This is a genomic window from Streptomyces sp. TP-A0356, assembly GCF_001417775.1.
GTDB lineage: Bacteria > Actinomycetota > Actinomycetes > Streptomycetales > Streptomycetaceae > Streptomyces.
Genome location: NZ_BBZJ01000021.1, coordinates 307,560 through 319,861 on the forward strand (window position 1 = coordinate 307,560; position 12,302 = coordinate 319,861).

Below are 12,302 nucleotides of genomic sequence, written 5' to 3' on the forward strand. Positions count from 1 at the left end.
AGCCGCGGTAGGGCCGCCCCGTCGCCGTGCGGTGCCAGACCACGCGACCCGGGCGGGCATAGTGCAAGGATCCCTCAGTCGTGCGTTCCCAGGACTCCCTGCAGGTTCTTCGGCAGCAGGTCGTTGCAGGACTGCTTCGCCGTGCTCGTCAGGGCGTCGTTCAGGCACGTGTAGTAGTCGCGGTAGACCAACTGGGCCGTGAACGTGGCCGCCACCATCGCGATGGCCAGGGACGCCGTGACCAGGCCGCTGATCGCCGCCGTGGTCTGCGGGCGGGCCGTGGGGGCGGGGGCGTTCGGGCCGGGATCGCGGGGCTTGGCGCGCAGCGCGCTCCCGCCCCAGTACATCGCCAGCGCGCCCAGCAGCAGCGCCACGTAGGGCCAGCTGAAGAGGGCGAAGAAGAAGGCCCACATTCCGCAGAGCAACGCGTAGCGCGCGCGGCGCTGCGCCGGGTCCGTGGGGTCCCAGCGCAGACCCGCGCCGGGGCCGCTGGGTCCCTCCGGGCCGCCGCCCTGTCCGCCGGGGCGGCCGGGACGCTCGCCGAAGCGGCCGCCCGCCGCCGGGCCCGGCTGCCGGTCGCTCCACTGGCTGCCCCACGGGGAGTGCCCGCCCTCGTCGGAGCCGCCCTCTCCCTGGCCGGGCGCGGGGTGCCGCGGCCGCCAGGGACGGTCCGGCGCCCCCTCCGGCGGCGGCGCGAAGGGGTTGTCGTCCGTGGGCGCCTCCGGACCCCGCTCGCCGTCTCCGGAGTCGGCGCCCGCGGAGTCGCCCCCGGAGGAAGGCTTCTCCTCGCTCTCCCGCGGCGGCACGGGCGAAGGGTGCCGCTCGCGCAGCAGCAGCTGAGGGAGTCGGAGACTACGGTCCGGCATCAGGTGTGCGTCTTCCCCTTGGAGGTTCCGGCGGGTGGCTTGGCCACGGAGCTCGCCCTGCGGCGGGCGCGCCGGGCAGGCGTACCCGTCCCGGATCAACGTCCCACGCGGGCATCGCGTTCCCCGCGTCGAACCGGTTTCCCCGGGCGGCTCCTCCCCAGACGCTACCTGCCGGCCACGCCCCCGTCCCGTGGGGGCCTTCCCGTGTGCCGGTATCGTTGCTGACGGTCGGCCGCTTCGTAGACTTCCCCGTATCCCGGGGCGCGAAGCATTCGTACGACCATACAAACGCTCTCTCGAGCGACCGCAGGAACGCTCCCCCCGAGAAAGGGCCTTGCCGTGGCCGAGTCCGTGGCCGAGACCGTCGACGAGTCCGCGGCCAAGCGTCTGGTCGTCTTGGTCTCCGGGTCCGGCACCAATCTGCAGGCGCTCCTCGACGCCATCGCGGAGACGTCGGCCGCCGCCTACGGGGCCGAGATCGTCGCCGTCGGCGCCGACCGTGACGGCATCGAGGGCCTCGCCCGCGCCGAGCGGGCCGGCCTGCCCACGTTCGTGTGCCGGGTCAAGGACCACGGCAGCCGGGATGAGTGGGATGCCGCCCTTGCCGAGGCCGTCGCCGCGTACGAGCCCGATCTCGTCGTCTCCGCGGGATTCATGAAGATCGTGGGCAAGGAGTTCCTCGCGCGGTTCGGCGGGCGGTTCATCAACACCCACCCCGCTCTCCTGCCCAGTTTCCCCGGAACCCACGGCGTGCGCGACGCGCTCGCGTACGGCGCCAAGGTCACCGGTTGCACCGTCCACTTCGTCGACGACGGCGTCGACACCGGCCCGATCATCGCGCAGGGCGTGGTGGAGGTCCGGGACGAGGACGACGAGAGCGCTCTGCACGAGCGCATCAAGGAAGTCGAGCGAAGGCTGCTCGTCGAGGTCGTGGGGCGGCTCGCCCGCAACGGCTATCGCATTGAGGGACGAAAGGTAGTAATCCAGTGACCGCCGACAGCACCGGCACGGCCGGGAGCACCGAGAGCACCAAGCGGGCCATCCGGCGCGCGCTCGTCAGCGTGTACGACAAGACCGGGCTGGAGGAGCTCGCCCGCGGGCTCCACGAGGCCGGTGTGGAGCTCGTCTCCACCGGCTCCACCGCATCGAGGATCGCCGCCGCCGGCGTGCCCGTCACCAAGGTCGAGGAGCTGACCGGCTTCCCCGAGTGCCTGGACGGCCGGGTCAAGACCCTGCACCCCAAGGTCCACGCGGGCATCCTCGCCGACCTTCGCCTGGACAGCCACCGGCAGCAGCTCGCCGAGCTGGGCGTCGAGCCGTTCGATCTCGTCGTCGTCAACCTCTACCCCTTCCGCGAGACCGTCGCCTCCGGGGCCTCCCCCGACGAGTGCGTCGAGCAGATCGACATCGGTGGCCCGTCGATGGTCCGCGCCGCCGCCAAGAACCACCCGTCCGTGGCCGTGGTCACCAGCCCCGAGCGGTACGCGGACGTGCTCGCGGCGGTCCGCGACGGCGGCTTCGACCTCACCGCGCGCAAGCGGCTCGCGGCCGAGGCCTTCCAGCACACCGCCTCGTACGACGTCGCCGTGGCGTCCTGGTTCGCGTCCTCGTACGCGCCCGTCGACGAGTCCGTCTTCCCCGACTTCCTGGGCGTCACCTACGAGCGCAAGAACACCCTGCGCTACGGCGAGAACCCGCACCAGCCCGCCGCCCTCTACGTCGACGGCAGTGGCGGCGGCCTGGCGGAGGCCGAGCAGCTGCACGGCAAGGAGATGTCGTACAACAACTACACGGACACGGACGCCGCGCGCCGTGCCGCGTACGACCACGACGAGCCCTGTGTCGCGATCATCAAGCACGCCAACCCCTGCGGCATCGCGATCGGCGCGGACGTCGCCGAGGCGCACCGCAAGGCGCACGCCTGCGACCCGGTCTCCGCGTACGGCGGTGTCATCGCCGTCAACCGGCCGGTGAGCAAGGAGATGGCCGAGCAGGTCGCCGAGATCTTCACCGAGGTCATCGTCGCGCCGGACTACGAGGAAGGCGCGCTGGAGGCCCTCACCAAGAAGAAGAACATCCGGGTGCTGAGGGCGCCGAACGGTCCGGAGAACCCGGCCGAGATCAAGCAGATCGACGGCGGTGCGCTCCTCCAGGTCACCGACCGCCTCCAGGCCGACGGCGACGACCCCGCCAACTGGACCCTGGCGACGGGCGAGGCGCTCGGCCCCGACGAGCTCGAGGAGCTCGCCTTCGCCTGGCGTGCCTGCCGCGCCGTCAAGTCCAACGCCATCCTGCTCGCCAAGGACGGTGCCTCCGTCGGCGTGGGCATGGGCCAGGTCAACCGCGTGGACTCCTGCAAGCTCGCCGTGGAGCGGGCCAGCGAGGAGCGGGCGCGTGGTTCGTACGCCGCCTCGGACGCCTTCTTCCCCTTCCCCGACGGGCCGGAGATCCTGATCGCCGCGGGCGTCAAGGCCATCGTCCAGCCCGGCGGCTCGATCCGTGACGAGCAGGTCGTTCAGGCGGCGCAGCAGGCGGGCGTCACCATGTACTTCACGGGCACGCGCCACTTCTTCCACTGAGCGGACGGCGCAACGGCCTCCGCCCCCAGGGCCTTCTGGTCGAGGGGCGGAGGCCGTTGTCATCTCACGTGCGCGTCAACCGGCGGGCGGCCGGGGGAACTTCAGTTCTGCACGACCATGGTGCTCGCCGCCTTGTCGTGCCAGCCCTGCTGGCGGCCCGACTTGTCCCAGAACGGGGACAGGTAGACCAGCAGCTGCCCGATACCGCAGGCGAGGCTGCCGACCATCGGGATGATCCAGCGGATGAACGAGGAGCCCAGGCCCGGCTTCTGGCCCGTATCGGCCTTCACCACGCGAAGTCCGACGGCCATCTTGCCCAGGGTCGCTCCCACCAGGCCGACCATCAGCCACTCGTAGAGCAGGCCGCAGACCGCGAGGGCACCGACCACCGCGCCGGCCGCGGCGACGATGTTGCCGCTGGCGTTGTTGATGCAGGTCTGGTAGTCGGCGGCGTTCGGGTCGCAGTTCTTGGCCGCGCCGACGGAGCCGGCGACGCCGGCGACGGAGAGGACGAGGTAGACGACGGAGAGGACGACGCCGTCGATGAGACGGGCGCCCAAACGGCGGCCCATCGAGGCGACCCGAGGAGCCCCACCGCCCGGGTACCCCGGCTGCTGCGGGTAGCCGTACCCCTGCTGCGGGATGCCACCGGGCGCCTGGGGGTAGCCGTAACCGGGCTGCCCCTGCTGCGGGTAGCCGTAGCCCTGCTGCGGGTTCTGCGGCTGACCGTACGGGCTGTTGGGCGAGCCGAAACTCATGACGGGTTTCCTCCGTTGTACAAGCGGGGACGATGCGGATTTTGCGCGGAGGAAACGTCAACGTACGAGCGGTTTGCCCCCCAACACGGACCGCGATACTGCGCCGTTCATCGTTGTAGGAGAGACGAGTCCTTGTCCAGTCGCATTTCCCAGGTGTTGTGCAAGTGCAACATCACTGATCATGGCCTGAAACGGACAGGAAGGACCAGGGCGGTGCCCGGATTGGAACCGGGGGCGGGTCATCCGCGAGGATGGGAGCCATGACCGCCCAGATTCTCGATGGCAAGGCCACTGCAGCCGCGATCAAGTCCGATCTGACCGCCCGCGTGGCGGCGCTGAAGGAGAAGGGCGTCACGCCCGGCCTCGGCACGATCCTGGTCGGGGACGATCCCGGCAGCCGGAAGTACGTCGCGGGCAAGCACCGCGACTGCGCGGAGGTCGGCATCGCGTCGATCCAGCGCGAACTGCCCGCGACGGCCACGCAGGAGGAGATCGAGGCGGTCGTGCGCGAGCTGAACGAGGACCCCGTCTGCACCGGATACATCGTGCAGCTCCCGCTGCCCAAGGGCATCGACGAGAACCGCATCCTGGAGCTGATGGACCCGGACAAGGACGCGGACGGCCTGCACCCGATGAACCTCGGCCGCCTGGTCCTGAACGAGCCGGCGCCGCTGCCCTGCACCCCGAACGGTGTGCTCACCCTGCTGCGCCGCTACGGCGTGGAGATCAAGGGCGCGGAGGTCGTGGTCGTCGGCCGGGGCGTGACCATCGGGCGCCCGATGCCCCTGCTGCTGACCCGGCGCAGCGAGAACGCCACGGTCACCCAGTGTCACACCGGCACCCGCGACCTCTCGGCCCACCTCCGGCGGGCCGACATCATCGTGGCCGCGGCGGGCTCCGCGCACCTGATCCGGCCGCAGGACGTGAAGCCGGGCGCCGCCGTTCTCGACGTCGGCGTCTCGCGCAGCGCCGAGGGCAAGATCGTGGGCGATGTCCACCCGGACGTGGCCGAGGTGGCCGGCTGGATCTCCCCGAACCCGGGCGGCGTGGGCCCCATGACCCGCGCCCAGCTGCTGGTCAACGTGGTCGAGGCGGCGGAGCGCAGTGTCGGTTGAGGACAGGCCCGAGGGCATCCGTGAGAAGGGGACCGAGGAGCGGCCGGGAAGCGGTGCCGAGCCGACCGTGCCGGACGCCATCAGCGCACCCGACGCCGACGGCACGCCGCGGCGTACCACCCGGCGGTTCCCACGCATCACGCGGGACACCGCGCGCCCCGAGGGTGGAGGCAGGGCCGCGCCCCGTGGCGCGCCCGCGCCGGCACGGCAGTGGCCGATCCTCGCCGTGCTGGGCGTCGTGGGGCTCGGGCTGCTGCTGACCGCGCTGGACGCGTTCCGCTTCGGCACGATCCTGATCGGCGTCGCGCTGCTGGGCGGTGCCGTGATGCGCTGGATGCTGCCCGACGTGGGCATGCTCGCGGTGCGCTCCCGTTTCACGGACATGGTCACCTACGGCGCTCTGGGGATCGCCATCGTGCTGCTCGCGATGATGGCCCAGCCGAAGCCATGGCTGGAGATACCGTTCCTGGACGACACGCTGCACTTCACGGTCCGCACCTGACACCGCGCCCCTGCCCCGTGCTGCGGCATGGCACCGAGCGCGAAGCGGCGCCCGGCCCCTCCCCCGTGGAGGGCCGGGCGCCTGTGCGGTTTTGGGCCGCTGGGGAAACACCTTCATCCACCTGCGGTTGCTGTTCAACACCTGGCAGTTCCCTGTGGCACGGAAGTGACCGTTCCGCTACGGTGTCCGCGCCTCGCAACGGAACCGACGCAGCCTCTGACGTCGTCAATCGAACGAAGACAGGCTCTGGGACCGGGCAACGCGGAGGAGTGAGCGATGGGCGCCTGGCAGCCGCTGCCGGACGATCTGCCGCCGGAGGTACGGCACTTCGTGGAGCAGTTGCGGCTCCTGAAGGACCGCACCGGGCTCAGCCTCGTCGCCCTCGGCGCGCGCACCGCCTACAGCAAGTCCTCCTGGCAGCGCTATCTCAACGCCACCCAGCCGCCGCCCCGCCAGGCGGTCATCGCGTTATGCCGGGTGGCGGGACTCACGGGTGAGGAGACCGAGCGCTTCGGTGTGCGCTGGGAACTGGCCGTGCACGCCTGGCCCCGGACGCCGACCCCGGTGCCGTCTCCGGCGACGGCTCCGGAAGACGGCGCGGCGCCGGTCCCGGAGGGCGGACCGGTGGGTGGTGCGGCGCCGGTCCCGGAGGGCGGTCCCGCGCCCGGGGGGTACGAGGACGATCCGACCGTTCCCTGGTGGGACCGGCCGCTGGAGGAGCCCCGGCCGAGGCCCGCCGGGCGGCGCCTCCTTCTCACCGCGCTCCTGGCCCTGCTGGCGCTGCTCGTCGTCACTCTCGTCGGCGCCGTCACGCTCGGGTGAGCTGATGCGCCTGAGTCTGCCGAGATCACCCCGGTGTTTCCGTTGTGTTGATGTGTCGACAAGTTCCCGGATGTACGCCGAATCGGCCGTACACCGGGGCTAACGTGTCCAACCGGGACGGTCCGGGGCGTCCCGCGCGGTGAGCCGGGTGCTCACAGCCCGGCGCCGCGGCGGATTCCGGCCGTACGAACGGGCCGTGGAAGGCCCGGGCCGCGGACCGACGGGCGTGCAACGGCGCATGCCCCCGCCCAATGCTCCCGTGCGCCCCCGCCCCGGGAACCGAAATCCTGGCCGGGCGCATCCCCGTGGGTAGCCAGAACGGGGACGCGGCAGCGGGCACCACGCACGGGGGAGAGACCGTACACACCGGGGGAAAGAGGGGGGAAGCGATGCCTCGCTGGAAGGCCTTGCCCGATGAACTCGATCCGCAGGTCAGGGAGTTCGCAGGACAGCTGCGGCGGCTCGTGGACCGCAGCGGGCTGAGCATCTCCGCCGTGGCCGACCGCACGGGCTACAGCAAGACGTCCTGGGAGCGTTACCTCAACGGCCGGCTGCTCGCACCGAAGGGCGCGATCGTCGCCCTGGCCGAGGTCACCGGCACCAATCCCGTCCATCTGACCACCATGTGGGAGCTGGCCGAGCGCGCCTGGAGCCGCTCGGAGATGCGCCACGACATGACCATGGAGGCCATCCGGATCTCCCAGGCGCGCGCGGCGCTGGACGAGTCCACGGCCTCCGAGACCAGGGACCGCGCCGGCAGGGCGGCCCGCAGCGCCACGGCGACACCGGGTGTCGCGGGGCCCGCCGGAGTGGTCCCGGTCGTGCCGTCCCAGCCGACGGCCGCGGAGTCCGGGGACGCGGGGGCGGACGCACGGGAGTCGCGGGGCCGTGCCTCCGGCGGCAACTCCTGGGGACTGGCCGGGTACCGGGGGCCGTCGGCGGCAGGTGGGCGGAGCGCCGCCGCCAAGGCACCGGCGGCGTCGGCGGACGGCCCGGCCAGGACGTCGGAGCCGCCCGGGACCTTCGGCCCGGCCGAGGCGGGAGGGCCCTCGCGCGACGGACGGCCGGCCGTCGGTGGCGCGTCCGCGGGTGCGGGCCGCAAGCGGCGGCTGACGATGTTCCTCGGGGGCGTGGTCGGGGCGCTCGTGGTGATCGCGGTGGTCGTCTCGGTCACCGGCGGCGACAAGAAGGCGACGGGCGCCCCCAGGCCGTCCGCGCCGTCGGCGAGCGCGAACCCCGACCTGCCGGCCGGGGTCAAGTGCGCCGGCGCCGGCTGCGCCGGCAAGGACCCGGAGAAGATGGGGTGCGGCGGGACGCAGGCCACGACCACCACCAGCGTCACCGTCGGCACGACCCTCGTCGAGGTGCGCTACAGCAAGACCTGCGGCGCGGCGTGGGCCCGTGTCACCAGGGCGGCTCAGGGGGACACGGTCGAGGTGTCCTCGGGCGGATCGTCCCGGCGGAGCGCCTCGGTGGTCGCCCGGCAGACGGGCTCGGTGACCGCGGCCGCGGACACCGACGCGTACACACCGATGGTGGCCGTGCAGGACGCGGCCTCGGCGAAGGCCTGTGTGACGCTGAAGTCGGGGCGGAAGGGGTGCACGACGTGACCCGGCTCGGAGCTCTTGGAGCTCCGAGAGTCGTGCCGACGTCCGTTCCGGAAGAACCGGCAAGAACCGGTCCTCGGACAGGAATGCCTTCGCGGATCCTGGGCAGGGGCACCGTACCCCCACGGGAGTCCGGCAGCGCCGGGAGGCCCATACCCCTTCCGGCAGGACACCCCCACGGCGGCTGCCTCAGTCCCTCCTCTCCCGGACGGGCGGCCGCCGTGTCGTCCGTTGTGGGGTGGGCCACAGGGACCCGGCGGTCCGGCTTCCCGGATGCGCGATAGCCTGGCCGCTGGATCTCTCTTGACGCCAAGAGATCGATCATTCATACCCGTGATCGATCATCGCGGCGGGCGCCGGCCACAAGCCGGTGGCGGGGATCCCGCACCCCGGGGCAGGGACGCCCCACCGCCAGCTGTCATACGGAGAACGCCATGACCCGCACTCCCGTGAACGTCACCGTCACCGGCGCGGCCGGCCAGATCGGCTACGCACTGCTCTTCCGCATCGCCTCCGGCCAGCTGCTCGGCGCGGACGTGCCGGTCAAGCTGCGCCTCCTGGAGATCACCCCGGCACTGAAGGCCGCCGAGGGCACGGCCATGGAGCTCGACGACTGCGCGTTCCCGCTCCTGCAGGGCATCGAGATCAGCGACGACCCGAACGTCGCGTTCGACGGCGCCAACGTCGCCCTCCTCGTGGGTGCCCGCCCGCGTACCAAGGGCATGGAGCGCGGCGACCTCCTGGAGGCCAACGGCGGCATCTTCAAGCCGCAGGGCAAGGCCATCAACGACCACGCCGCGGACGACGTCAAGATTCTGGTCGTCGGCAACCCGGCCAACACCAACGCCCTGATCGCCCAGGCCGCCGCCCCGGACGTACCGGCCGAGCGCTTCACCGCGATGACCCGCCTGGACCACAACCGCGCGCTGACCCAGCTCGCGAAGAAGACCGGCAGCTCGGTCGCCGACATCAAGCGCCTGACGATCTGGGGCAACCACTCCGCCACCCAGTACCCGGACATCTTCCACGCCACGGTGGCCGGCAAGAACGCCGCCGAGGTCGTGAACGACGAGAAGTGGCTCGCCGACGACTTCATCCCGACCGTCGCCAAGCGCGGTGCCGCGATCATCGAGGCCCGCGGTGCCTCGTCGGCCGCCTCCGCCGCCAACGCCGCCATCGACCACGTCTTCACCTGGGTCAACGGCACCGCCGAGGGCGACTGGACCTCCATGGCCATCCCGTCGGACGGCTCCTACGGCGTCCCGGAGGGTCTGATCTCCTCCTTCCCGGTCACCACCAAGGACGGCACGTACGAGATCGTCCAGGGCCTGGAGATCAACGAGTTCTCCCGCGCCCGTATCGACGCCTCCGTCAAGGAGCTGGAGGAGGAGCGCGACGCGGTCCGCGCGCTGGGCCTCATCTGACGCCCGGCGGCCCCGCCGCACACCCGCACAGGCCCCGCCCCGGTTCGATCCGGGGCGGGGCCTGTGGCCGTCTTCCGTCCGCTTCCGTCAGCCCCCGGTCAGCTGGGCCTGCACGGTCGAGATGTCCACCGTCTGGTTCGCGGGCGGGATCTTCAGCACCACCGGCCTGTCGTAGCCCGTGAAGGTCAGGGCCAGGTCGGTGCCCGGGCCCTGCTGCGCGGCGCGGTACAGGTGGTGCGTCGGGTCCGCCGTGACGTACAGCGTCGACGTCAGGCCGTTCCCCCGGAAGGACAGCGGGATCACCGGCGTGCCGCCCAGCGCCGTCCGGGCGCCCTTCTTCAGGGACGACGGCAGGGCCGGGCCGCCCGTCGCGACCTGCTGGAGGGACTTGAGGTCGCAGGCGCTCGCGATGCCGCTGAGGAGCCCGCTGGACGTGGTGCCGTGGATGTAGCGGTTCTGGAACGACGCGGTCGTGGAGCTGCTGCGGTTGCCGGCGAGCTCCGCCTTCCAGTACGCGGCGTCCGGCTTCAGCCATACGTCGGTGCCCCGCTTGACGATCTGGACCGTGCCGCCGTGCCCGCCCATGGTCAGGGTGCCCGTGCAGTCTCCACCCTGGTCGAGTGAGAGATCCATGGCCGTCGGCAGGGTGCGGCTCGTCGTCGCCTGCGCACCGCGATCCGCGTAGCCGAGATGGACCGATCTCGCCTTCTGCAGCCCCGCGCGAGCCTGCGCGGCCAGTTGCTGCGCGCTCGGGCCGCCGCCGGTCTGGGCCGGGGCGGCGGCGCCCGACGGGGGCGAGGACAAGAGGGTCATCGTCGCGGCTGTCATCGCCGCACCGGTCGCGATCGCGAAGCCATGGATCCGGGGCATCAGGTCACCTCCACGGGCGGCGATTACGCCACCCCTACGGACGGTCACTCTCAGCTTACGTTTCACCCTTTTCGCCCGCACTTTCAGTGACGTGGCGCACTTTCGGCCAGATGCGTGCATGCAAATGCGAACAAGGGGCAGGCGCACCCGGTCCCTGAGAGTGACACGTCTGTAACACAGGGGTACCGATCTGGAACGGAAGGCAAGACCGATCATGGCCGGACATCAGGAACGGCAGGCAGCAGAGACCATTCACGTGGCCGGAAAGTGGCGCACGGCCCTCTCCGGCGCCACCCGCGAGATCCTCGATCCCGCGGATGCCGAGCCGTTGGCCCTGGTCGCGGAGGGGGGCGAACGGGACGCGGACGCGGCCGTCGCCGCCGCCCGCCATGCCTTCGACGAGGGGCCGTGGCCGCGCACGCCGGTCGCCGAGCGCGCCGCGCTGCTGCATCGGGTCGCCGACCTCCTCATACGCGATCGTGAAGAGCTCGGCCTCCTGGAGAGCCGGGACGCGGGCAAGACGGTCGAAGAGGGCCGGATCGACGTCGACTGCGTCGCCGATGCCTTCCGTTACTTCGCCGACCTCGTCGTCGCCGAGGGCGCCGGCCGCGTCGTCGACGCCGGCTCGCCCGACGTCCACAGCGTCGTCGTGCACGAGCCCGTCGGTGTGTGCACCCTGATCACACCCTGGAACTACCCGCTGCTGCAGGCGAGTTGGAAGATCGCACCGGCCCTCGCGGCCGGCAACACCTTCGTGGTCAAGCCGAGCGAGATCACCCCGATGACCACGATCGCGCTGATCGACCTGCTCGTCGAGGCCGGGCTGCCCGACGGGGTCGCGGGCCTCGTCACCGGGCCCGGTCACACGGTCGGCGCCCGGCTCGCCGAACACCCGGGCGTCGACCTGGTCTCCTTCACCGGCGGACTCGTCAGCGGCACGAAGGTCGCACAGGCCGCCGCCGCGGGCGTCAAGAAGATCGCCCTCGAACTCGGCGGCAAGAACCCCAACGTCGTCTTCGCCGACGCCTGCGCCACCGACGACGGCTTCGACACCGCCGTCGACCAGGCCCTCAACGCGGCCTTCATCCACAGCGGCCAGGTCTGCTCGGCGGGCTCCCGCCTCATCATCGAGGAGTCCGTCAGCGAGCGCTTCGTCGCCGAACTCGCCCGCCGGGCCGACCGGATCCGCCTCGGGCGCGGCACCGAGAAGGACGTCGAGTGCGGCCCGCTCGTCTCGGCGCAGCAGCGCACCAGGACCGAGGAGTACGTCGCCTCCGCGCTCGCCGAGGGCGCGGTGCTGCGCTGCGGCGGCAGGCGCCCCGAGCCGGCCGAGACCAGGCCGGCCACCGGTTACTTCTACGAGCCGACCGTGCTCGACCAGTGCCACCGGGAGATGAAGGTCGTCCGGGAGGAGGTCTTCGGGCCCGTCCTGACCGTGGAGACCTTCCGCACGGAGGACGAGGCGATCGGGCTCGCCAACGACACCGAGTACGGCCTCGCCGGCGGTGTCTGGACCGCCGACGCCGGCCGCGCCCGCCGCGTCGCGGGCAGGCTGCGGCACGGCACCGTCTGGATCAACGACTTCCACCCCTACCTCCCGCAGGCGGAGTGGGGCGGCTTCGGCAAGAGCGGCATCGGCCGCGAACTCGGCCCGGCGGGCCTCGCCGAGTACCGCGAGGCCAAGCACGTCTACCAGAACCTCGCGCCGCGCCCCGTCCGCTGGTTCGCGGGCTGAGCCCCCGCCCCACCCGCGCCCCTG

Annotated in this window: 11 protein-coding genes; 8 read left to right on the forward strand and 3 right to left on the reverse strand. The window is 72.0% G+C overall.

Annotated features, from left to right (window positions below):
* Positions 1–74: 74 nt before the first annotated feature.
* Positions 75–866 (reverse strand): hypothetical protein, encoded by a 792-nt coding sequence (locus ASC56_RS22295; RefSeq protein ID WP_055493257.1) that lies wholly within the window; start codon positions 864–866, stop codon positions 75–77.
* 339 nt (positions 867–1,205) lie between these two features.
* Between ASC56_RS22295 and purN the strand changes: the two genes are divergently transcribed.
* A complete protein-coding gene (gene purN, locus ASC56_RS22300; protein ID WP_055493258.1) occupies positions 1,206–1,856 on the forward strand; it encodes a phosphoribosylglycinamide formyltransferase in 651 nt (216 codons plus the stop codon).
* Complete coding sequence (gene purH, locus ASC56_RS22305) at positions 1,853–3,445, forward strand: bifunctional phosphoribosylaminoimidazolecarboxamide formyltransferase/IMP cyclohydrolase (protein WP_055493259.1); 1,593 nt, start codon at positions 1,853–1,855, stop codon at positions 3,443–3,445. The genes purN and purH overlap by 4 nt, the downstream gene beginning before the upstream one ends.
* 101 nt (positions 3,446–3,546) lie before the next feature.
* On the opposite strand, the gene ASC56_RS22310 is transcribed toward purH, so the two are convergent.
* The gene (locus ASC56_RS22310) at positions 3,547–4,203 is read right to left on the reverse strand and encodes an RDD family protein (protein ID WP_055493260.1); all 657 of its coding nucleotides are present in this window, start codon (positions 4,201–4,203) and stop codon (positions 3,547–3,549) included.
* Between the two features lie 260 nt (positions 4,204–4,463).
* Here ASC56_RS22310 and ASC56_RS22315 point away from each other — a divergent pair, with 260 nt between their 5' ends.
* From ASC56_RS22315 to ASC56_RS22335, 5 genes are all read left to right on the forward strand, one after another.
* Positions 4,464–5,318 (forward strand): bifunctional methylenetetrahydrofolate dehydrogenase/methenyltetrahydrofolate cyclohydrolase, encoded by an 855-nt coding sequence (locus ASC56_RS22315; RefSeq protein ID WP_055493261.1) that lies wholly within the window; start codon positions 4,464–4,466, stop codon positions 5,316–5,318.
* Positions 5,319–5,334: 16 nt separating this feature from the next.
* Positions 5,335–5,820: a DUF3017 domain-containing protein gene (locus ASC56_RS22320; RefSeq protein ID WP_055493388.1), complete on the forward strand. Its 486-nt coding sequence runs from the start codon at positions 5,335–5,337 to the stop codon at positions 5,818–5,820.
* Positions 5,821–6,096: 276 nt separating this feature from the next.
* Positions 6,097–6,642 carry a helix-turn-helix transcriptional regulator gene (locus tag ASC56_RS22325; RefSeq protein ID WP_055493262.1) on the forward strand — a complete coding sequence of 182 codons (546 nt, stop codon included), beginning with the start codon at positions 6,097–6,099 and terminating at the stop codon, positions 6,640–6,642.
* 389 nt (positions 6,643–7,031) lie between these two features.
* Positions 7,032–8,252, forward strand: coding sequence for an XRE family transcriptional regulator (locus ASC56_RS22330; protein ID WP_079102640.1), 1,221 nt, complete (start codon positions 7,032–7,034; stop codon positions 8,250–8,252).
* Between the two features lie 431 nt (positions 8,253–8,683).
* The gene (locus ASC56_RS22335) at positions 8,684–9,673 is read left to right on the forward strand and encodes a malate dehydrogenase (RefSeq protein ID WP_055493263.1); all 990 of its coding nucleotides are present in this window, start codon (positions 8,684–8,686) and stop codon (positions 9,671–9,673) included.
* Positions 9,674–9,760: 87 nt separating this feature from the next.
* On the opposite strand, the gene ASC56_RS22340 is transcribed toward ASC56_RS22335, so the two are convergent.
* Positions 9,761–10,543 (reverse strand): hypothetical protein, encoded by a 783-nt coding sequence (locus tag ASC56_RS22340; RefSeq protein WP_055493264.1) that lies wholly within the window; start codon positions 10,541–10,543, stop codon positions 9,761–9,763.
* Between the two features lie 214 nt (positions 10,544–10,757).
* Here ASC56_RS22340 and ASC56_RS22345 point away from each other — a divergent pair, with 214 nt between their 5' ends.
* Positions 10,758–12,278 carry an aldehyde dehydrogenase family protein gene (locus ASC56_RS22345; RefSeq protein WP_055493265.1) on the forward strand — a complete coding sequence of 507 codons (1,521 nt, stop codon included), beginning with the start codon at positions 10,758–10,760 and terminating at the stop codon, positions 12,276–12,278.
* Positions 12,279–12,302 lie beyond the last annotated feature (24 nt).